Source organism: Streptomyces sp. NPDC056738 (genome assembly GCF_042790435.1).
GTDB lineage: Bacteria > Actinomycetota > Actinomycetes > Streptomycetales > Streptomycetaceae > Streptomyces.
On sequence record NZ_JBHTZF010000006.1, the window covers coordinates 108,872 to 129,742 of the forward strand.

Consider the following 20,871-nt stretch of genomic DNA (forward strand, 5'->3'; position numbering starts at 1 on the left):
CCCCCACCCCTGCCGCCCGGCCCGGACCGTCGCGTCGACGGTCCGGGCCGGCGGTCGGGGTGCGCGCGGCGTCAGCGCAGTGCGGCCTCGCCGGTGCGAACGGCCCGCAGGGCGCGCTCGACGGTCTCCTCGTTCTCGCCGACCGGGGCCACGTAGTCCATGACGTCGCGCGCGGCGTCCTCCCCGAGCGTGCGGGTGATCACCCACGTGGCGAGGTACTGGGACGCCAGGCAGCCGCCCGCGGTGGCGATGTTGCCCTCGGCGTGGAACGGCGTGTCGAGCACGGTGATGCCGTCGGCTTCGACGAAGGGCCGGGTCTTCATGTCGGTGCAGGCGGGCATGCCGTCCAGCAGCCCGAGCCGGGCCAGCACCAGCGCGCCGGAGCACTGAGCGCCGATGAGCTGTCGCGCGGGGGCGAGCAGCAGCCTGGCGAGCAACCGGTCGTCGGCGACCACGTCTCGCGCCTTCACACCGCTGCCGATCAGCACGACGTCGGCCTCGGTCACGAACTCCATCGGGCGCTGTCCGGTCACCTCGACCCCGTTCATCGACGTGACCACCGGTGTCGGTGTCGTGATGAAGGCTTCCAGACCGCTCTTTCGGCACCGGTTGATCAGTGCGGAGGCGATGAAGCTGTCGAGTTCGTTGAATCCGTCGAAGGTGACCACGGCTACCTGCATGGCGTCTCCTCAAGGCACGGCACTGTCGGCACGGAAGGTGCAGCTTGTCAGGCGTTCCCTGCCCGGGTCGCGGGCCAATGGGCGATCGGTGGCTCGTCCGTCCGTCGCCTGTCGGTGCCGCGATGGTCGGGGCGGCCGCGCCCTCGAAGCGGGTCAGCGATGTTCGGCCTTCAGCCCGCCCCACGGCCCGCGGGGAAGCCCCCGACCGCTTCGCCGAGGTCGCGTTCGAGCTCACCGGGCGTCTGGAGGCCCCGCCCGGCGAGGTGGTCCAGGCGCTCGCGGCTGTCGGGCCGGGCGATCAGGCTCTGGAAGGTCGCGGCGTCGGAGCGGATGTGCGCGGGGGACGCCAGCGTGAGGGCGTTGACGGCACGCTTGGCCGCCCGCACCCCTTCGGGCGGGAAGCCCGCGACGCGTTTCGCCAGCCGCTCGACGAACCCGTCCAGCTCGGTGTCGGGCAGCGCGCGGTTGATCCAGCCGTAGCGCTCGGCGGTGTCGGCGTCGAAGTCGTCCGCGCCGACGATGGCCTCGATGGCGCGGGTCCGGCCGAGCCGCCGGGCCAGATGCTGGACGCCACCCGCGCCGGGCAGGGCGCCGGTGCCGGACTCGAACTGTCCGAAGACCGCCTTCTCGCGCGAGGCGAAGATCATGTCGCAGGCCAGGGCGAGTTCGTTGCCGCCGCCGCGGGCGCGCCCGCGGACCTTGGCGATGGTGATCACCGGAACAGTCGCCAGCTTGTGCAGGAACATGCCGAGGGAGGCGTCGCCGGGGCCGCCCGCCTTCGCGGCCTCGGCGGTGTACTGCGGGACCGCCGTGAGGTCCACGTGCGCGGAGAAGTACTCCGGCGAAGCGCTGTCGATGACGACGACACGCACGTCACCCGGGTCGGTGCACAACATGTCGACCAGGGCGACCAGGTCACGGACCAGGTCGACACCGATGAGGTTCAGGGGGCCGGCGTCGAGGGTGGCGAACAGGACGCCGTCCTCCAGCCGGGTCCGGACCGAGGGACGGTCGACGCTCATGATCGCTCCCGGAGGTGAGGTGGACGGTGGGTTTGAGCCTCCGTCCCAGAATGCGCCTCTCCTCACCCGGGGCACCTGCCGGAAGCCGGGAGTCCCGGCGAGTGGCCCTCGACGTCACTCGTTCACGCGGTACTGGAGGCGTCGGTCTCCAGTCGGTAGCCGTGCCCCCGCAGGGTGACGATGCGGGGCAGGCGACAGGGGCGGCCGGAGGCGTCCGCCGCCTGCGCGAGCCGGCGGCGCAGGCTCGCCATGGTGACGTCCAGGGTCTTGGTGGGGCCGAACCAGTTCTCGTCCCACACCTCGGCCATGAGGGTCTCGCGCGCGACGGCCGCCCCGGGGTGCCGGGCCAGGGTGGCGAGCAGTTCGAACTCCTTGGGGCGCAGGGTGATCTCCTCGCCGTGGAGGGTGCACCGGCGGGCCGTGGTGTCGATGACGAGGTCGTCCAGCCGTACCGGTGGCTGTTCGGCGGGCGTGACGACCCGTCGGCGCAGATGGGCGCGCAGGCGGGCGAGGAGCACGGTCAGGGAGAAGGGCTTGACGAGGTAGTCGTCGGCGCCGGCCTCGAGGCCGGCGATGATGTCGATGTCGTCGGTGCGTGCGGTGAGGATGACGATCAGCAGGTCCGGGGAGCGTCCACGCAGGTCCCGTGCGACGTCCAGTCCGTCGATGTCGGGCAGTCCCAGGTCCAGGAGGACGGCGTCGTAGGCGCCGGCACCCGCTTCGGTGAGAGCCGCGACGCCGGTACGGATCCAGATCGCGGCATAGCCGTTGCCCCGCAGGCCGGTCTCCAGATGGCGGCCGATGGTTTCGTCGTCCTCGACGACGAGTACGCGCAGACGGCTTCGGTCCGGTGGCGTGCTCGTGCCCATGGTGGACAGCGTAGGCCTCCTCGTGAGTTCGGCGATCTTTCCGGCCCGCGGACGGGGTTCACATGTCGCGCAGTTCCTCCACCGCGGGTCGCCGGGCGCTGCGGATGCCGTTGAGGGCCGCGGCCAGTACGGCGGTCAGGGCGGCGAGCCCGGTGAGGGCGAGGTAGGCGCCGGGGACCGCCAGGCCTGCGGGCGGGGGGTCGAAGACGCCGGTGAGGACCTTGACGAGCATCTGGGCCAGGGCCCAGCCGATGAGGGCGCCCGTCGCCAGGCCGCTCACGGCCAGGAGCAGCGCTTCGCTGAGGACCATTCCGCGCAGTTGACGCCTGGTGGCGCCGAGGACCGTGGCGATGGCGAAGGTGCGGCGGCGCTCGGCGAGGCCGAGAGCGAGGACGAGCCCGCCGGCTCCGGCGGCGAGCAGGACGGCGAAGGCGAGTTCGATGCGGGTGAGGCCGGCCAGGTCGACGGAGGTCAGGCTGGTGCCGATCGTGCCGCGGGTCCGGGTCAGGTCGGTGACGGTGGCGCTGCTGCCCAACTGCCCGCGCAGGTGCGTGGCGACCTGCTTCTGCCGGGTGCCGCCCGTGTCGATCAGGAAGGCGCCCACCGCGTCGCTGCCGGTGGTGCGGGCGATGTAGGAGGCGTTGGCGACGAAGAAGCTGTCCTTGGGCGCGGTCGGGAACTCCTTGACGACTCCGGCGTAGTGGAAGGGGATGGTGCGCAGGACGTTCGTACGGGCGTCCCGGATACGGAGGTTGACCGTGTCGCCGGGCGTGAGCTGGAAGTCGTGCACGGTCTCCTCGCTGACCAGCAGGCTGTCCGGGCGCTGGGCCAGGCGCTGCATGAGCTGGTCCGCGGTGCCGCCGGCGAAGTACGCGTCCTGCAGCGAGGTGGCTCGGGCGACGGTGTCCGGGCGGACGCCGTACAGGTCCTGGAGGTCGGAGCCGACATAGGCGAACCGGTGCTGAAGGGGCTCGACGTGCCGTGCGCCGGGGACCTGGAGGCCGGCCGCCGCACCGGGCGGAACGTGGGCGCCCGGGGGTTCGGTGACGGTGACGTCGGCGCCGTTGGTCAACCGGGCGTCCACTTCGGCCTGTTGCCGGTAGGTGGCGTTGAAGACCGCGGTGGACACGGCGAACGAGACGGCCAGGGCGAGCAGGACGACGGATCGTGCGAGCGTGCGGCTGCGGCGGGAGAAGGTGGCCGCGGTGGTACCGGCCAGGTTCCCGGTGAGCGGGCGGGCCAGCCGGGTCAGGGCGCGGCGGCCGTGGGTGAGGGTCAGCAGGGTGAGGCGCCAGACGAGCAGGCCGGCACCGATCCACAGCAGAACGGGGCCGAGGAAGGCCCAGTACGACACGGAGATGGTGGGCACGCCCTCGGGCGCGAGGACGAGGGCGTACTGGTTGCCCGAGGAGGCGCGGAAGACGAGCCACGATCCGATCAGCAGGACGATGTCCAGGCCGTAGCGCATCCACCAGGGGCTACGGGTACGACGGATGTTCTCCTTGCGGGTGTCGGCGACGGTCACCGTGCGCAGGTCGCGCAGGGCGGGTACGAGGACGGCCCCGGTGGCCACCGCGGCGCCGAGGACGAACGCGAGGCCGTACCAGAACGGCCAGGTGGTCCCTCCGCCGCCGAAGGACGCGGCGCCGAACGCGAACTGCCCGATCAGGGCGGCCGTACCGAGTCCGAGGACCCCGCCGAGCAGGCCGATCAACGCCGCTTCCAGGGCCGCGAGCCCGGTGATCTGGCCGGGGCGCAGCCCGCGCAGACGCAGCAGCCCCTGTTCCTGACGGCGGCGGTCGCCACCGGCCGAGGCGACCGCGGCGGTCAGGGCGGCGGCGAGGACGGCGCCGGGGACACCGAGGAAGAGGAAGAGGACCTGGGCGTACAGGGCGTCCTGACGGGCGGAGTCCAGGGCGGCGCCGACGTTGTCGCCGACGAGCGCGGTTCCCGTGGAGCGGGCTTCCAGGTGGTGGGCGGCGCCGGTGACCGTGGTGAAGGCCGCGGCCGGGTCCGCGGGCAGCCGGGTGTGGTCACGGGCGACGTGGATCTGCGTCGTGGCGCCGGTGCTGCCGTGGGTGAGCGCGGCGAACCGCGCGGCGGGCAGGAGCACGACGTTGTCCGGCGGCGCGGTGGGCTGGGACTGGCTCGGAGCGCCGACGGTCTGGAAGAGGGAGTCCGCCTGGGGCAGGTCGACCACCCCGCTCACGACGACCTGGCGTCGGCCGACGCCGGGGAGGGTGACGTCGATGGAGTCTCCGGGGGCGGCGTGGAGGTTGGACGCGGTCTGCTGGGCGAGCAGGACGCCGTTCGGGGAGCCGGCGAGGGTGCGGATCTCGTCGGGGAACCGGCTCCGGTAGCCGTCGGGCAGACCGAGCGCGATGCCGGGGCCGGTGGTCTGGGTGCTGCCCTGGGCGTGGGCGCTGAAACCGGTGGTGTGCGCGTAGCCGACGGGGAGTGCGGCCTGGGTGCCGGGTGTCCCGCGGACGAGGGACAGGACCTTGTTCGGGTCGGCGCCGGGCTGGACCTGGACCTGCCAGTCGACGGCGACCGAGCGCAGCGCGCGCTCCGTCATGGTCGCCTTCGACGCGGTGAGGAAGGAGCCGAGTGCGGCGATCAGGGAGACGGCGAGCGCGACGCCGGCCAGGGCGGCCAGCAGGCGTCCGGTGCGGTGGCGGGCCAGGCCCTTCACCCAGGTGGTGATCACGGTGTCTCCTCGGGTGCGAGCAGCCGTCCGCAGCGCATGGTGCGGCGCTGTTCGAGGCGGGCGGCCACGGACGGGTCGTGGGTCGTGACGACGAGGGCGGCCCGCGTCTGCTCCGCGGCGGCCAGCAGGGCGTCCAGGACGCGGGTGCCGCTGGCGTGGTCGAGGCGCCCGGTGGGCTCGTCGGCGAGGATCAGGCGCGGGGCCTGGGCCAGCACCCGGGCGACGGCCACTCGTTGGGCCTGGCCTCCGGAGATCTCTTCCGGCAGCCGGTCGGCCAGGCCCTGGACGCCGACGTGGGCGAGTGCCGCGAAAGCGGTCCGCCGTGCCTCGCTCTCCGGACGGTCGGCGAGGATCAGCGGGAGGGCGACGTTCTCGGTGACGTTCAGGGCGGGGATGAGGCTGTCGTTCTGGAAGACCAGCCCGATGTCGCTCGGTTCCAGGGCGGCGGCTCGGGTGACGGTTCCGCTGGTGGCCCGTTCGAGTCCCGCTATCAGGTGCAGCAGGGAGCTCTTGCCCGAGCCGGAGGCTCCGACGACCGCGAGCCGTTGTCCGGGCCGGATCGTCAGGTTCGCCCCGTGCACGGCCACCACCGCCCGGGTGTCCCGGCCGAAGGTGAGGGCCGCGTCCGTACAGGTCACGAGTGTGTCAGCGGGCGTCATCGTGAGACTCCTCCGGAGCGCCGCGGGGTGTGAGGGACGGCTTGTCGGTGGCCTTTCCGTCGTCCAGCGTGATGACCCGGTCGGCGATCCTGACGGCCTCCGCGCTGTGGGTCACGATCAGGACGGCGCAGCCCTCGGCCGCTCGCTGCCTCAGCATCGTGAGGACGAGCTGTTCCGTCTCGCCGTCGAGTTCGCCGGTGGGTTCGTCCGCGAGGAGGGCGGCGGGTGAGTTCGCCAGGGCGACCGCCAGCCCGGCTCGCGCGAGTTGACCGCCGGACAGCTCGCGCGGCAGGGCGTGGGCGCGATCGCTGATCCCCGCCTGCGCGAGGAGGTCGTCGGCCGGGACGGCGGGCCTGCGGCCCATGGCCCGCTGAGGCAGCCGGACGTTGTCGCGCACGCTCAGGTGCGGCAGCAGGTTGCGGGTCTGCAGCAGGACGCCGATGTGACGGGACCGCAGCCGGGCCCGTTCCGCCTCGGGCCGGTGGCTGACGCGGACGCCGCTCACGCGGACCTCTCCTCCGGAGGGTTCGTCGAGCCCTGCCAGACAGGCCAGCAGGGTGGACTTGCCCGCCCCCGAGGGTCCTACGACCGCGACCGTCTCACCGCGCCGCACCGTCAGGGACACCCCGCGCAGGGCGAGCGTCTCCTCCTCGCCGGCCCGGTAGAAGCGGTACAGCTCACGTGCCGTCAGGACGTCCTCGTCGAGGGGAGGAACGCCGGTGATGCCGGCCGGGGGCGTCGTCACTGTCCTCACCGCCATGCGACGGAGTCACTGACGATGCGCCACGGGTCGACGTTGTCGGCGTTCACCGGGCCGGACAGGGTCAGGTTCACCTCGTGGCCCGAGCGGTAGTAGGCGTACCGCTCGAAGGCGTCGCGCACCACCTTGCCGGTGACCGGGTCCTTGGCCGAGTCGCCCTGGTAGGTCAGCAGGACGACGGGGCCCGCGTGCCGGGTCACCTCGGAGACCTTCGGGGAGGCGAACTTCGGTGTCTGCGTGCGGAGTTCCGGAACGACGGTGCGGCTGACCGAGGCGGTCGTGGGGGCGGACGAGGCCGGTGCCGCCGTGATGGTGATGGTGTTCAGCTTGTCCGTGAACACCGTGGTGCCGCCCTGAGCGGTGCGGGCCCAGCCTTCGGGGACCTTGACGGTGAAACCGGTGAAGGTGCCGCCGGTCGGCCGGTAGGCGACATAGGCCTGGTTGTCGGGGATGTCGCCGGGCGGATTGGATTCGGTGGGCGCCGGTCGGTCCTGCCCCCGGCTCGCGGCCGAGGACCCGGGCGGTGCGGAGGCGTGCGATCCGGAGGTCGAGCAGCCGACGACCGCCGTCACCGCCATCGTCAGCCCGACGGCCACGAACGCCTGCTTGTATCGTCCCATGGTCCCTGCCCTTCCAAGTGGCTCCCGAGCCGGATGGTCATGGCAGCGACGCTAGGGCGCGGCGGGTTAGCGTTCCGCCCGGCGAGGGTTAGACGAAGGCAAAAGCGGCGCCGCGTCGCATCCGGCCAGGTCGCGGGCCCGCATGATGAAGGCATGAGACAGCGTGTGGTGCGAGTGGCCCTGACCGCCGCGCTGCTCGCCGTGGTCCTGCTTGCCGTCCCGCTGGCCCTGGTCATCCGGTCCTCGCTCTACACGGCACAGCGCGACGCGCTGGAGCGGGCGGCCCTGGCCGCTGCGGTCCACGTGAGCCCGGACTACGTCACCGGCGACCCGGTGGAACTCCCCCGCCGCCCGGCGGGCGGGAGCCTTGGCCTGTACGACCCGCGGGCGCGACTGCGGGCCGGCAGCGGTCCGACGCTCGGTGATGCTCCGGTGCGCCGTGCTCTGGGCGGAGGACTGGTCCGCGGTGGGGCAGGGGGTCAGATCGTCGTCACGGTGCCGGTCTCGCACGCGGAGCGGGTGATCGGCGTGGTCCGGGCGTCCTCGCCGGCCGGCTCCGTGCGGGGCCGAGTCCTCGCGGCGTGGGCGGTGCTGCTGGGGGTGGCTGTGCTGGCGGTCTTCATCGCGGTGCTCGTCGCTCGTCGTCAGGCGCGTGTGCTGGCCGCCCCGCTGGAGGACCTCTCCCGGCACTGCGAGGCCGTCACCGAGGGCGACCTGTCCCGACGGGCCGCCTCCAGCACCATCGCCGAGATCGACCAGGTCGCCCGCACGCACAACGACATGCTCGACAGCCTGTCCGAACTCCTGCGCCGCGAGCGGGACTTCACCGGCAACGCGTCCCATCAGCTCCGCACGCCGCTGGCCGGACTGCAACTGGCGCTGGAGGAAGGGCTCGGCCAGGACGACGAGACGAGGCTGCGGCCGGTCGTCGCCGAGGCCCTGGCCACGACGGAGCGCCTGCACCACACGGTGGAGGAACTTCTGCGCCTGTCGCGCTCGCGGGGCCGGGCCTACCCGGCCGCGACGTACGTGCCGGCCCTCCGGTTGATCGAGGAGACGACGGCCCGGTGGCACGGGCTCTTCGCCCGCGAGGGCCGTCGTCTGGTGAGCGCTGCCGACGACGTGCCCGCGGATGTACGGATCCCGGGCGGGCCCGTGTCCGAGGTGCTCGGCATTCTGCTCGACAACGCCAGGGTGCACGGGCGCGGCACCGTCCAGGTCCGGGTACGTGATCTGGGGAGCGCTCTGGCCTTCGACGTGACCGACGAGGGCCGTGTCGAAGGGGATCCGGCCCTGCTCTTCGACCGGGGGCACTCCGGGGGCGGCCCGGGAACGGGCATCGGTCTGGCGCTCGCCCGTGATCTGGCGGTCTCCCTCGGCGGACGGCTCTCCATGACGCACAGCAGCCCGGCCACCTTCATGCTCCTCCTGCCCATCGGACAGAACGACGCGGAAGACACGCCGCCCTAGGCCGGGCCTCCCGCCTCTCCGCTGCCTCCCCGCGCCGGGCATCGAGTGCGACCCGTCGACGCGGCCCGCGCTCGACCACCGCGAACGGTAGATTAGGCAAGCCTAAGAAGCATTCACGCCATCGCGGGAGAGACATGTCGGGCAAGGGTCGGGACGACAGACGTCCGCACGGTGAGCTCGTCGCGGACGTGCTCGCGGTGCTGTGGGAGGCCGGCAAGCCGTTGACCGCGCACCAGGTCAACGAGCTGCTCGACAAGGGGCTGGCCAGGACGACCACGGCCACGATCCTGTCCCGCCTCTACGAGAAGGGCACGCTGCGCCGCAGCCCTGCGGGCCGGAGTTTCGCCTACGAGCCGGTGGAGGACGCGGCCGGTCTCGTCGCGGGGCGCATGCGCCGTGAACTGGAGAGCGATCCCCACCGGGACCTGGTGCTGCGGCGGTTCGTGTCCTCCCTGTCCGAGGGCGACGAGGAGACCCTGCGGCGGCTGCTCCTGGAAGCCGAGGGCGACGGACGCGAGGACGGGACCGAGGACGGCTCCGAGTGACGCTCGTACTGGTCCTGGTCGTCCTGGCCCTCGCGGTCCCGTGGGGCGCGGCTCCGGTGGCCCGCCGCCTGGCCGCGGTCCTCCCGCCCCGGGAAGCCTGCTGGACGCTCACCGCGGCGGCACTCCTCCTGGCCGGCGGCACGATCGCGGTGCTGATCGGGTTGTTCCACGTACCGTTCCTCGCGTCGCTCGAACAGGTGCCGATCCGGCGGGTGCTGGACGTGTGGCCGGCGGCGGTTCCGGTCGCGGTCGCGGCCGGGTCGGTCATGCTCGCCCAGGTGGTTCTGGCGCTCCGGCGCTGGTTCCGGCACCGGTCCGTGCTGGAGCGGGCCTGGCGACTGGCGGCCCGGGGAACGGGCGACGGGGATCTCCTGGTGCTCCCCGGGGACGACGTGGACGCCTTCGCGCTTCCCGGCCACCGGGGCCGCACCGGCCGGATCATGGTGACCGTCGGCATGCTGCGGGCCCTGGGGCCGGGCGAGCGTGAGGTGTTGCTGGCCCACGAACGCGCCCACCTGTCGGGCCGTCACCACCTGTTCTCCGCCGTGGTCGACCTGTCGACCGCTGTCCATCCCGCGCTGAGCAGCCTGAGGGCGTCACTGCAGTTCCATCTCGAGCGATGGGCGGACGAAGCGGCGGCCACCGCCGTCGGCGACCGGAGGCTCGCCGCGGCCGCCATCGCCCGTGCGGCCCTGGTCGGTTCCCGGCGGCGCGAGGCGGGCGGTGGGTACCCGCTCCTGTCCGTGACGTCCGGACCCGTGCCTCGGCGGGTCGAGGCGTTGCTCCTGCCGGAGCCTGTCGGACCGCGCGGTGGCACCCACCGGGCGGGCGCCCTGGGCCTGGCGGCGACCGTGGCGGTCTCCGCTCCGGCGGCACTCGCGCTGGCCTACGGGCTGCACGAGTACGTCGAGTACGCGGCCGTCGCCGTACGCGGCGGCTGAGTTCATCCGCCCCGCAGTGCCGCCTTCCACTCCGTGGCGGGTCCTGCGTAGGCAGAGCCGGCAAAGTGATCGGCGGTGGCTTCAGGGAAGTCACCGCCGATCAGCCCCGTCAGCGCATGTCTGTGAGGAGGGTGGTGAGCTCGGCCTCCTGCTGTGCCGGCGACATCGACGGGTTCGTGTGGTCGATGCCGAAGGTCTTCAGCACCTGGTCCATCTGGGCGTCGAGAAACGTCCAGCCGGTGTTGTCCAGCGGCTGCAACGCGGCCTGATCGGCGTCCCAGAGGTCTCGCAGGGACTGGGCGGCCTTGTGGGCACCGGACGCGTTGCCCGAGCGTGCGTCCTTGAGCGAGGTCGAAGCGAGTGCCTTCAGCGCGTCGACCTTCGCCGCCGGGAACTTCTTCACGGCCTGGCCGGGGGCGAGTTGAACGGTGGAACTGGCGTCTTCCTCCGGCGCCGGCCCGACGTGCGGCTGGCTGTGCGCCCAGATCAGCAAGGCCCCCGTGGCGACCGCGAGGAGGCCGAAGCCGGCCAGCGCGACACGCTCCTTCCGCGGATTGTCGGTGACCTGCGGGGTGTGCGTGGCGTCGTAGGTCTCGGTCACGTCGGAGCGCGTCACCGTCAGGTAGACGACGGTCGCCAGGATCAGACCAAGGAAGATCAGGCTGGTGGTGAAGGTGCCCAGCGCGAGGCCGGTCGGTTCACCGGGGCCCTGAGCGACCTTCGGTGCGGCGAGCCAGTCACCGATGTTGGCACCCAGCGGGCGGGTCAGGATGTAGGCGAGCCAGAAGGACAGCACCGGGTTCGCGCCGAACTTCCACAGCAGCGTGATCGCCGCGATGAGGCCGAGCGGCAGGAGGACCGACACTCCCGGGCTCCAGCCGGTGAGCTCGAGGGTCCAGTCGCCGGTCGCGGTGCCGAGCGCGAAGGTGACGAGAACGGTGAGCCAGTAGAAGGACTCACGCGAGCGGGTCGTGACCGAGTGGATCGAGAGGGTGCGCTCGCGCAGCCACCACACGCCGAAGACCACGGCGAGCAGGACCGAGAACACGCTGGAGCTGATCCACAGCGGCACGTTGAGCTGGTCGGTCAGGATGTCGGTGTAGAGCGTTCCGGTGACGCTGACAACGACCACGGTCAGCCAGTACGGGAACGGGACGTACCGCTTCAGCCGCATCTGGACGGCCAGGACCACGACGAACACCGCGGTGAAGATCCACGCCGTGTTCACCAGGCCGACGCCCAGCTTCATGTTGATCCAGTCGGCGAAGCTCTCACCGACGGTCGTGCACAGGATCTTGATCACCCAGAACCAGATGGTGACCTCGGGAACCTTGTTCAGCATCAGCCGCCCGCTGCGGCGGCGCGTGCCCACTTCGCTTGTCGTCGTCATGCGGCCAGGCTGGCTCGGCCAACCTGCACTCAACCTGACTACGCGATCGCCTCCGGCGTGGGGAAGGTCACCTCGACGCGACCGTGACCGTCGGCGATGGCGCGAACCGCCACGCCCGCGGACGCGGCGAGGCGCTTCACCACGGCCAGCCCCAGCCCGTGCCCGGCGCCGCTGGTCACACCCGCTTCGAAAACACGGTCCACCTCCGCCGGATCGAACCCCGGGCCGTCGTCGAGGACATCGATCACGACCCCCTGCGGCTGGACACGCCCCGTGACCCAGACGCGCGACCTCGCATGCCGCAGGCCGTTCTCCAGCAGGGGTGACAGCACGGCGACGACGCATTCCGTGGCCACGGCGACGTCGACGTCGGCCGGGACGGCGAGATCGATGGCGCGACCGGCGATCGCCAGCCGCGCCGCTGCCGTGAGATCGCAACAGGTGCCGCCATCGATCCGTGACCGGGCGGAGCCCAGAATCGTCGTGATCGCCGTGTTCAGCCGGTCGACCTCGGTCAGAACGGACTCCGGTGCCACATGACGACCGGAGAGCTGAGCCAATTGCGCCTCACCCCGCAGGGCCGTCAGGGGGGTCCGCAATTCGTGGGCGATCTCATCGGTGAGCCGGCGCTCGTCGGCGAGCGCGTTGTCCACACGGTCGAGCAGGCGATCGAGAGTCCGCCCGAGTTCCCCGAACTCGTCGCGCGGAACGCCGAGGTCGAATCGGCGCCCGGGTTCCTGATCGCCCCAGTCGTCGGCGAGCGCGGCCATTTCGTGGACCACCCGCAACGCACGACCCACCACGACGTGTGCGACGACGCCCGCGAGAACGATGACGACGCCACCCAACATGAGCGACATCGTCAGGCTGCGCTGCTCCGACGTCTCATACGGCGTCAGGTCCACCCGCACGACCGCCATCACGTGGTGGCCTTCGAGCCTGATCGGCCGGGCGTACAGCAGGTGACTGCCGACCGTGGTGGTTTGGGACCGCCCGGAACCGACCAGCACATCGACGCGGTCGAGGACGCTGTCCGGCACGATCCCGTCGATGAGGTGCCCGTCGGCGTACACCCACGAGACCGTGTCCAGCGCTTCGTTGCCGCTCTCGATCAGCACGACGTGGCGACCGCGTACCGCCACGTTCGCCGCCACCGCCTCCGCGCGAGAATGCGCCAGAGTGTGCGCGTCCGCGTCGGTCACCTGGCTCAGCAGCACATGTGAGACCACCACCAGCACCGCGACCACCGCTGTCGCGATCAGAACCGCGAGCGCGACTACCCTCCCGCGGAAGCCCGTCACTCCCATCGGTAGCCCACCCCACGGACCGTCGCCAGGCGATCGGCCACGCCCAACGCACCGAGTTTGGTCCGCAGCCGCCGGACAAAGGAGTCAAGGGTGTTGTCGCTGACCTGCGCGCCGTGCGGCCAGCCGGCGGCGACCAGGGCGTGGCGGCGCACGGCGTCGCCCTGCGAAGCGACCAGTCTGCCCAGCAACCGGAACTCGGTCGGCGTCAGGCTCTCGCTCGTCGAACCGTGGCTCACGACGTGCTTCGCCGGGTCGAGAAGGACGCCACTCCGCGGGGTCGCCGCGGTTGTCCTGCGGAGCAGGGCGCGAACCCTCACCAGGAGCTCCGGGATGTCGAACGGTTTGGTCATGTAGTCGTCGGCTCCCGCCTCGAAGCCGCCCACCTTGTGGTGCATGCCGTCCAGAGCGGTGAGCATCAGGACCGGAGCGTCGACGCCCCGTGCCCGCAGCGCCAGGCAGACATCGCGGCCGTCGGCGTCCGGAAGCCCCAGGTCAAGGACGATCAGGTGGGGGGTCGGCTCGAGGTTGCCCAGCAGGCCGGCCGCCGTGGGAGTGACGGCGATCCTGTGGCCGTCGTGTTCGAGGGCGCGCTTGAGGACGCCACGGACAGCCGCGTCGTCCTCACACACCATGATGAAAGCCACGTGCTGCCCCTAGGTTGTCCGGCCGGAGTGCGTCACCAGACGCCTGAATGACTACAGCACTGTAGACGTCACCTGGAACCATAACCGCTCACCGCGGCGACCGGTGTGTTCGATCTTGCCCAGGCCACTCAGGCCACGTGCCGACCGGCGCTGCCGGCGCCCTGGCCGAACCGAGTCCTCGGCGCTGGGGTGCCGGTGGCACTAGTCGGCCTCGTCGTCCGCGGCGGCGCGCTGGACGAGCCGGAAGCCCCAGGGCTCCGGGAGCTTGCGTCCGGGGCGGCGGGGCAGGCCGGGGCCGCGCACCCCGGAACCGCGGGCCGGCAGCGGCCGCGCTCGCCGCGCCGTGTCCAACAGGGCCTTGAACGCGGACGACGTCCTGAGCAGCGCGCGGAGACGGCTGTCACGGAAGCCCGCCAGTCCGATGGCGTCGCGTTTCGTGGCGCCGTTGCCCATGGCGACGAGCAGGACCCGCAGCATCGCCGACGTGGGCCGCTCGTCCTGCCGCACCCCGTGCGCGGCCGCCAGAGCGCCGGCCGCGTGCAGGGCGGCGGCGAAGGCGGGGTCCTTGTCGATCCAGCCCTTCAGGACGGGTTCGGGGACCTCGGCCCACACCGCCGCCGCCTCGGATCCAAGTCCCCGCGCGGTCGCCTGGAGTACGTCCCCCATGCGCGCCAGGGTGGCCTCACGCTCGCTCGGCAGGCCGCCCAGCGAGGCCTGCAACGCGTTCTCGACGGCGCCGCGGTCCTTCAGCCAGGCGATCACCCGGTCCGCTTCCAGCGGTTCCTGGTCCGGCGCGGGCCCGGCCTCCTTCGGCTCGTACACCGTCCCTCCCCTCGCCGGTACCCGTCACCGTGCCGCCGGCGGTCCTAGCGCTCGGCCGGCTGGTTCACCACGGGGGCCGGGGCGGGCCGCTTCGGGCGGTCGGGAGCCAGGAAGAAGGCCATCACCGGGACGACGTACGCGGCCCAGACGATGGTCTGCAGGACGGTGGGGTCGGCCTGGAAGTTGAACACGCCCTTGAGGACGGTGCCGTACCAGGAGTCCGGCGGGATCGTCGTGGTGATGTCGAAGGCGAGGTCGCGCAGGCCGGGCAGGAAGTCGGCCTCCTGCAGATCGTGGATGCCGTAGGCGAGAACGCCCGCGGCGACGACGACGAGCATGGCTCCGGTCCAGCGGAAGAACTTGGCCAGATCGATCTTCAGGGCGCCCCGGTAGAAGAGCCAGCCGAGGACGACGGACGTGGCCAGTCCCAGCAGGGCCCCGACAAGGGGGCGGATGCCGTCGTCCGTGGCCTGGACCGCGGTCCAGATGAAGAGCGACGTCTCCAGCCCCTCGCGTCCGACGGCCAGCAGGGAGGTGAGGACGAGGGCACCGGTGCCGACGGCCAGGGCGGCTTCCAGTTTGCCGTGCAGGTCCCGCTTGAGGTGACGGGCGGTGCGCCGCATCCAGAACACCATCCAGGTGACCAGGGCCACGGACAGGATGGACAGGCTGCCGCCGAGGGCTTCCTTGGCCTGGAAGGTGAGGGTGGAGGAACCGAACTGCAGCAGGGCGCCGAACGCGAGCGAGAGCACGACCGCCATGCCGACTCCGGCCCACACGGGCAGCAGTCGGCGGCGGTTGTCGGTCTTGACGAGGTAGGCGACGAGGATGCAGACGACAAGGCTCGCCTCCAGCCCCTCGCGAAGACCGATCAGGTAGTTTCCGAACATTCCGTGTCCTTGTCTCAGGCGGTGCGGCGGGGCTGGTGTCGAGCTGCGAGAGGGCTCACTTCACGACCGCGGCGGCGAGCCGGGAGAGCGGCTCGGCGAGCGCGTTGACGCTGTCCGACAGCTCCTTGCGCCGCTCCTTGCCGACCTTCTCGTACGAGGTGAAGACGTAGCCGGTCCTGTCGGGACGGTAGGTGTCGAGCAGCGTGTTCATGGCGGCGAACTGCTTGTCGAGCTCGGCGACGAGGGCGGGCTCGTTCTTCAGGGCCACCGGCTTGAGCAGCTCGAAGGACTTCTCGGCACCCTCGACGTTGGCCTTGAAATCGACCAGGTCGGTGTGCGAGTAGCGCTCTTCCTCGCCCGTCACCTTGTTCTTGGCCACTTCGTCGAGGAGCTCCTTGGCTCCGTTGGCCATGGAGGTCGGGGTGATCTCGGCACGGCCGACCCGCTTCGCCCAGTCCGCGAGGTCCTTGTCGAGGAGGTCGGCGAGCTGCTTCTCCCGGGCACCGATCTTCTTGTCGTGCCACAGCGCCTTCTCCAGGCGGTGCCAGCCGGTCCAGTCCTTCGCCGGGTCCTGGCCGGCCTCGAGGCCGTCCTCGCGGACATCGACCTTGGGGTCGATGTCGCCGAAGGACTCGGCGACGGGTTCGGTGCGCTCCCAGCCGATACGGGAGTCGGCGTACGCCTTCTTGGCGGCCTCGATGTCACCGGCGCGGACCGCGTCGGTGAAGACCTTCGTCTTCGGCAGGGTCTCGTCGGCCTGTGTCTGCGCGAACCGCCGGTACGCGCCGACCGCGGTGTCCATCTCGGGCGAGCGCTCGGCCGCGGTGCCGCCGGTCACGGTGACCTTCTGGCGGATCCCGTCACCCTTCATGCCCGGCTTGCACGCGATCTCGTAGTCGCCCGCCTTGATCTCGGCGGTGATGACGGCCTTGGTGCCGGGGCCGATGTTCTCGCGCTCGCTGACGATCCGGTCGTCCGGGTAGAGCACGTAGACCTCTGTCACCTTGTTGCCGCGGTTCTCCACGTTCAACTTCAGGTGACCGGCCGGGAACTGCTTCTTCGAGACCGAGCAGGAGTCGTCCTTCGAGACGACCCGGACGGCTCCGGGACCGGCCGTGTCCTCGCCCTTCTGCGTACAGCCCGCCAGCGTGGCGACAACGGCTATGGCCGTGCCGGCGCCGACGAACAGGGGGCGGGGGCTGGCGGACATGGGTGCCTCGATTCACGTGTGTGGTCCCGAACAGCTCGGACCGAGCACGTCGCGAGCCGCCGCGGAGTCTACATAAATGTAGTCACTCAGGAAAGGCTTCCCTAAGTTCGCGGTCGCTCGGCGTCCTCGATCACGCGGGAAGCCCGTCCCTGCACGGCTCGGCCGCAGTCACCGGCGGCGCGAGGAGGGGTCCGTCCGTCCGTCCACAGCAGTCACGTTGAACGCGCGTCACGTCCGCTCGAACGAACGTGATCCGTCCCGCCCCACGCCCGCGGCGTTCCTGCGCGGCGCGGCCGGGGCCGCGCCGCTCGGGTGGTCCGGCTCAGCCGCCCAGGACGGTGTTGCCGGTCACCGTGCCGCCGGTACCGTCGACGGTCACCACGTGCCGCACCCCGTCGGGACCGACGACCACGATCCGCCAGGCCCGGCCGCCGCCCTGCTCCGTGACCGGCGCCAACGACTCGACCTTGCCGTCCTTGACCGCGGAGGCGGCCTTGTCCACGGCGTCCGCCGCGGAGAGCGAGGGCAGCGGGGCCGGAGCCTCACCGGCCGACATTCCACGGCCGTCCTCGCCGCGCGAACCGCCCTCGCCGTCCGGGATCCGGCCGTCGCGCAGCTTCAAGCCGTCACGCCCGTCGCGCCCTTCGCCCTCGGTCCGGAACCCGTCCCGCCATGCGCGGTCGCCGGCGGCCACGACCCTGCGCTCGCCGCGGCCGTCCTCCTCGTGGTGGTGGATCGCCGCCGCGGCGACGCCGCCGCCGATCACCACCACGGCCGCCGTCCCGGCGACGGCCCAGCGTGCCCGGCCGCCGACCAGCCGGCGCCTGCCGGCGGGCTTCGCCGCCGTACCCGGACCGTCCTCGTCCGGCTGCTCCTGCGGCTCCCTTGGTTCCTGCGCACCCACGGATTCGCTCACTGCGCCCACCCCGATCTCCCGGAAAGGTCCGGGCCCTGTGCCCGGTCGTCGCGCACAGCATCGCTGGAGGCCGCTGAAGACTTCCTGAAGACCTGAAGGCACCTTCAGCTTCGTGCCTGGCCGGCCCGGGGACCTGCCACCCTGGGGGCATGCGTGTACTGGTGGTGGAGGACGAGCGCCGGCTGGCCCTGGCGCTTCAGCACGGCCTGACGGCCGAGGGCTTCAGCGTGGACGTCGCCCACGACGGTCTGACCGGGCTCACCAAGGCCACCGAGCGCGCCTACGACGTGGTCGTGCTCGACATCATGCTGCCCGGCCTCAACGGTTACCGGGTGTGCCAGCGGCTGCGGGCCACGGGCAGCAACGTCGGCATCCTCATGCTCACGGCCAAGGACGGCGAGTGGGACGAGGCCGAGGCGCTGGACACCGGCGCCGACGACTACCTGTCCAAACCCTTCTCCTTCGTGGTGCTCGTCGCCCGCCTGCGGGCGCTGGCCCGCCGGATCGGCACGCGGGCCCCGCGCCGCACCGTGCTGGGCGACCTGGTGGTCGACTCCGCCGCCCGCACCTGCACCCGCGGGGGCGTGGCCGTCCCGCTCACCCCGCGCGAGTTCGCCGTCCTCGACCACCTCGCCCGGCGGGCCGGGGAGGCCGTCTCCAAGCGGGAGATCCTGGACGAGGTCTGGGACAGCGGCGCCGACAGCGACCCCAACACCGTCGAGGTCCATGTCAGCGCCCTGCGACGCAAGATCGACACACCGTTCGGGCGGGCGGCGGTCCAGACCGTCCGAGGCGCCGGATACCGACTGGCGGCCGACGGTGGCTGAGCCCGATCCGACCACGCGGAGACCGAGGCGTCGCGGGATCCTGCCCGCCGCCCGCCACCGGGTCCGTGCCGCGCTGGGCCGCCTCACCGGACATCCCCGTGCGGCCGCGCTGATCCGCCGGCTCGCGCCGCGCTCGGTCCGCACCCGCACCACCCTCGCCGCGTGCGCGAGCGTGGCCGTCGTCCTGCTCGCCACGTCGGCGGTCGTCCTGCTCCTGCTGCGGGGCAACCTCGAACGCACGGTGGAGACCGGGGTCCGCGCGCAGGCCCGGGACGTCGCCCGCCTCGCCGCGGACGGCCGTCTGCCCCGACCGGTGACGCTCGGCCCCGGAGCCGACTTCATCCAGGTCGTCGACGATCACGGCAACGTCGTGGCGGAGAGCCAGAACCTCACCGGGCGCGCCGCCCTCACACCCACCGGCACCCACAACGGCCACCGGACGTACGATCTCGACGCCCTCGGCGAGGAACACCACCAGCGCGTCACCACGGTCACCACCACCGGCCCCACCGGCCAGGTCACCATCCACGTCGGGGCCTCCCTGCGCACCGCCGACGCCGCCGAGGACGTCACCGCCGCGGCCCTCGCCGCCCTCAGCGCCCTGCTGATCTCCACCGTCGGCCTCCTGACCTGGCGTACGACCGGCCGCGCGCTGCGGCCCGTCGAGGCCATCCGCGCCGAGGTCGCCGCCATCGGCGACCGCGACCTGGACCGCCGGGTGCCCGCCCCGCGCAGCGACGACGAGATCGGCCGCCTCGCCGACACCATGAACGCCATGCTCGAACGGCTGGAGGCCGCGGGTACGCGGCAGCGGCAGTTCATCGCCGACGCCTCGCACGAACTGCGCAGCCCCCTCGCGGTGCTGCGCACCCAGTTGGAGGTCGCCCTCACCCATCCCGATCCGGACGTTCGCGACACCCTGGTGGCGGGCGCGCTCCAGGACACCGAGCGGCTCCAGGCGCTCTCCGCCGACCTGCTGCTGCTCGCCCGGCTCGACGCCACCGGACAGAGCCGGCCCACCGAACCCGTCGACCTCGTCGAACTCGCCCGCACCACCGTGGCGGTTCGCTCCACCGACTCCCACCCGGTGGTGCTCCACGCCCCGGACGACCTCACCGTTCCCGGCAACGCCCTGTGGATCGGCCGGCTCCTGACCAACCTCCTCGACAACGCCCAGCGCCATGCCCGGCACACCGTCACGGTGCGGCTTTCGGCGGACCCGGAGGCCGGTGCGGCCGTCCTGGACGTCACCAACGACGGCCCTCCGATCGCCCCCGCCGACCAGGAGAAGATCTTCGAGCGGTTCGCCCGTCTCGACGACGCCCGCAGCCGTGACGACGGCGGCACCGGTCTCGGCCTGCCCATCGCCCTGGACATCGCCGCCCTTCACGGCGGCACGCTCACCGTCCTGGACACCCCGGACGGCACCACGTTCCGCACCCGCCTTCCTGCCGGCACCCGGGCATGACGGCGGGTGGCACCGGCCGGTGGCACAACCCGATCGGATGCGAAGATACGAAGGAGACGCAAGGACGATTCACTTGTCTCGTCGCGGGACGCCGACACCCAGGACGGGACGAGGGACGGGGGCACCATGCAAGGCCTGTCGAAGGCATCCGGACCCGGTGGCGAGGCTCGGACGCCGGCGCCCGAACCGGTCCCCTTCGCCCCGGGATCCGTCCTGTGGGACCTCGCCGGTGACGTACGGATGCTGTTCGCCCTGCCCTCCGCCCTGGTGCTCCAGGTCGCGCACCCGGCCGTCGGTGCCGGCGTCGACGACCACTCGGTCTTCCGCACCGACCCCTGGGGCCGCGCGCGGCGCTCGCTGGAATCGCTCCAGCTGTGGGTGTACGGCGGCGAGCGGGCCCTGGAGGAGGGGCGCCGGCTGCGGCGCCTGCACAAAACGATCTCGGGTACGGACGGTCACGGCCGCGCCTATCACGCCCTGACCCCGGCCTACTACGCCTGGGTCCACGCCACCGCCTACCCGGTGTTCATACGGGCCGCGGACTGTCTCTCCCGACCCTTGACCGAGGACGAACAGCGCCGCCTCTACGACGAACTCCTGCGGCTCGGTGACATCCTCGGCATCCACCGCCGTGACATGCCGCCCACACCGGAGGCGTACTGGCGGTACTTCGACGCGATGGTCCGCGACGAGCTGGAGGCGACGGTCGTCGTCCGGGAACTCCTCGACCCGCACCGCCCCGTCGCGCTCCCGGACGGATCACCCGCCCTGCTCCGCGGCCTCTGGCCCCTGCTGCGCCCGCCGCTGGCCCGGTTGAACGTCTTCGTCACGACCGGCCTGCTGCCGCCCGCGGCACGGGAGCGGCTCGGCCTGACGTGGAGCACCCGCGACGAACGCCGACTGCGCCGCTTCGGAGCGGTCGTCCGCAGGACGGTCCCGCTGCTCCCGGAGCGACTGCGCTACCTACCCCTCGCCTACACCGCCCGCCGCGCGGCAGCCGGCCTCCCGACCCCCGGAACGCGCGCGTCGCGGTGACCTGACCCTTCGGGGCGTCCGGGGGAGGAAGTGGCCACGGGATCAGGTCGGCCTCACGGACCGCCGGTGTGGACAGCCTCTGTCGAGGG

The 20,871-nt window shown here is 72.2% G+C and carries 20 protein-coding genes; 6 read left to right on the forward strand and 14 right to left on the reverse strand.

Annotated elements, in window-relative coordinates:
- Positions 1 to 71: 71 nt before the first annotated feature.
- The 7 genes from ACFRIC_RS17540 to ACFRIC_RS17570 form a co-directional block, all read right to left on the reverse strand.
- Positions 72 to 680: a DJ-1/PfpI family protein gene (locus tag ACFRIC_RS17540; protein WP_382786254.1), complete on the reverse strand. Its 609-nt coding sequence runs from the start codon at positions 678 to 680 to the stop codon at positions 72 to 74.
- A gap of 170 nt (positions 681 to 850) precedes the next feature.
- On the reverse strand, positions 851 to 1,702 hold the full coding sequence (locus ACFRIC_RS17545) for an enoyl-CoA hydratase/isomerase family protein (protein ID WP_382786257.1): 852 nt from the start codon (positions 1,700 to 1,702) through the stop codon (positions 851 to 853).
- Between the two features lie 122 nt (positions 1,703 to 1,824).
- Positions 1,825 to 2,571 carry a response regulator transcription factor gene (locus ACFRIC_RS17550; RefSeq protein ID WP_382786260.1) on the reverse strand — a complete coding sequence of 249 codons (747 nt, stop codon included), beginning with the start codon at positions 2,569 to 2,571 and terminating at the stop codon, positions 1,825 to 1,827.
- A gap of 58 nt (positions 2,572 to 2,629) precedes the next feature.
- Positions 2,630 to 5,278: an FtsX-like permease family protein gene (locus ACFRIC_RS17555; protein ID WP_382786263.1), complete on the reverse strand. Its 2,649-nt coding sequence runs from the start codon at positions 5,276 to 5,278 to the stop codon at positions 2,630 to 2,632.
- The gene (locus tag ACFRIC_RS17560; protein ID WP_382786266.1) at positions 5,275 to 5,937 is read right to left on the reverse strand and encodes an ABC transporter ATP-binding protein; all 663 of its coding nucleotides are present in this window, start codon (positions 5,935 to 5,937) and stop codon (positions 5,275 to 5,277) included. The genes ACFRIC_RS17555 and ACFRIC_RS17560 overlap by 4 nt, the downstream gene beginning before the upstream one ends.
- Complete coding sequence (locus ACFRIC_RS17565; RefSeq protein ID WP_382786270.1) at positions 5,924 to 6,697, reverse strand: ABC transporter ATP-binding protein; 774 nt, start codon at positions 6,695 to 6,697, stop codon at positions 5,924 to 5,926. Before ACFRIC_RS17565 ends, ACFRIC_RS17560 begins: the two co-directional genes overlap by 14 nt.
- Entirely contained in the window at positions 6,688 to 7,317 is a 630-nt protein-coding gene (locus ACFRIC_RS17570; RefSeq protein WP_382786272.1) for a hypothetical protein, read from the reverse strand. Before ACFRIC_RS17570 ends, ACFRIC_RS17565 begins: the two co-directional genes overlap by 10 nt.
- Before the next feature lie 153 nt (positions 7,318 to 7,470).
- On the opposite strand from ACFRIC_RS17570, the gene ACFRIC_RS17575 reads away from it, so the two are divergent.
- The 3 genes from ACFRIC_RS17575 (at position 7,471) to ACFRIC_RS17585 (ending at position 10,273) form a co-directional block, all read left to right on the forward strand.
- On the forward strand, positions 7,471 to 8,787 hold the full coding sequence (locus ACFRIC_RS17575) for a sensor histidine kinase (protein ID WP_382786275.1): 1,317 nt from the start codon (positions 7,471 to 7,473) through the stop codon (positions 8,785 to 8,787).
- Positions 8,788 to 8,921: 134 nt separating this feature from the next.
- On the forward strand, positions 8,922 to 9,332 hold the full coding sequence (locus tag ACFRIC_RS17580; RefSeq protein WP_382786278.1) for a BlaI/MecI/CopY family transcriptional regulator: 411 nt from the start codon (positions 8,922 to 8,924) through the stop codon (positions 9,330 to 9,332).
- Positions 9,329 to 10,273 carry a M56 family metallopeptidase gene (locus ACFRIC_RS17585; RefSeq protein ID WP_382786280.1) on the forward strand — a complete coding sequence of 315 codons (945 nt, stop codon included), beginning with the start codon at positions 9,329 to 9,331 and terminating at the stop codon, positions 10,271 to 10,273. Before ACFRIC_RS17580 ends, ACFRIC_RS17585 begins: the two co-directional genes overlap by 4 nt.
- A 109-nt stretch (positions 10,274 to 10,382) precedes the next feature.
- Here ACFRIC_RS17585 and ACFRIC_RS17590 read toward each other — a convergent pair whose 3' ends face one another.
- The 7 genes from ACFRIC_RS17590 to ACFRIC_RS17620 all read right to left on the reverse strand — a co-directional run bounded on the left by ACFRIC_RS17590 (position 10,383) and on the right by ACFRIC_RS17620 (position 17,452).
- Positions 10,383 to 11,663, reverse strand: a complete 1,281-nt coding sequence (locus ACFRIC_RS17590) for a hypothetical protein (protein WP_382786283.1) — start codon at positions 11,661 to 11,663, stop codon at positions 10,383 to 10,385.
- 38 nt (positions 11,664 to 11,701) lie between these two features.
- Positions 11,702 to 12,970, reverse strand: a complete 1,269-nt coding sequence (locus ACFRIC_RS17595) for a sensor histidine kinase (RefSeq protein ID WP_382786286.1) — start codon at positions 12,968 to 12,970, stop codon at positions 11,702 to 11,704.
- Positions 12,961 to 13,614: a response regulator transcription factor gene (locus ACFRIC_RS17600; RefSeq protein ID WP_382786288.1), complete on the reverse strand. Its 654-nt coding sequence runs from the start codon at positions 13,612 to 13,614 to the stop codon at positions 12,961 to 12,963. The genes ACFRIC_RS17595 and ACFRIC_RS17600 overlap by 10 nt, the downstream gene beginning before the upstream one ends.
- A gap of 201 nt (positions 13,615 to 13,815) precedes the next feature.
- The gene (locus ACFRIC_RS17605) at positions 13,816 to 14,436 is read right to left on the reverse strand and encodes a hypothetical protein (protein ID WP_382786290.1); all 621 of its coding nucleotides are present in this window, start codon (positions 14,434 to 14,436) and stop codon (positions 13,816 to 13,818) included.
- A gap of 44 nt (positions 14,437 to 14,480) precedes the next feature.
- Positions 14,481 to 15,326, reverse strand: coding sequence for an iron uptake transporter permease EfeU (gene efeU, locus ACFRIC_RS17610; protein ID WP_382786293.1), 846 nt, complete (start codon positions 15,324 to 15,326; stop codon positions 14,481 to 14,483).
- A 55-nt stretch (positions 15,327 to 15,381) separates the two neighbouring features.
- On the reverse strand, positions 15,382 to 16,536 hold the full coding sequence (efeO, locus tag ACFRIC_RS17615; protein WP_382786296.1) for an iron uptake system protein EfeO: 1,155 nt from the start codon (positions 16,534 to 16,536) through the stop codon (positions 15,382 to 15,384).
- 322 nt (positions 16,537 to 16,858) lie between these two features.
- Complete coding sequence (locus ACFRIC_RS17620) at positions 16,859 to 17,452, reverse strand: hypothetical protein (RefSeq protein ID WP_382786304.1); 594 nt, start codon at positions 17,450 to 17,452, stop codon at positions 16,859 to 16,861.
- Between the two features lie 149 nt (positions 17,453 to 17,601).
- On the opposite strand from ACFRIC_RS17620, the gene ACFRIC_RS17625 reads away from it, so the two are divergent.
- From ACFRIC_RS17625 to ACFRIC_RS17635, 3 genes are all read left to right on the forward strand, one after another.
- Positions 17,602 to 18,279 carry a response regulator transcription factor gene (locus ACFRIC_RS17625; protein WP_382786309.1) on the forward strand — a complete coding sequence of 226 codons (678 nt, stop codon included), beginning with the start codon at positions 17,602 to 17,604 and terminating at the stop codon, positions 18,277 to 18,279.
- On the forward strand, positions 18,272 to 19,747 hold the full coding sequence (locus ACFRIC_RS17630; protein ID WP_382786312.1) for an ATP-binding protein: 1,476 nt from the start codon (positions 18,272 to 18,274) through the stop codon (positions 19,745 to 19,747). Before ACFRIC_RS17625 ends, ACFRIC_RS17630 begins: the two co-directional genes overlap by 8 nt.
- Before the next feature lie 126 nt (positions 19,748 to 19,873).
- Positions 19,874 to 20,782, forward strand: coding sequence for an oxygenase MpaB family protein (locus ACFRIC_RS17635; RefSeq protein WP_382786315.1), 909 nt, complete (start codon positions 19,874 to 19,876; stop codon positions 20,780 to 20,782).
- The last annotated feature ends 89 nt before the right edge of the window (positions 20,783 to 20,871 follow it).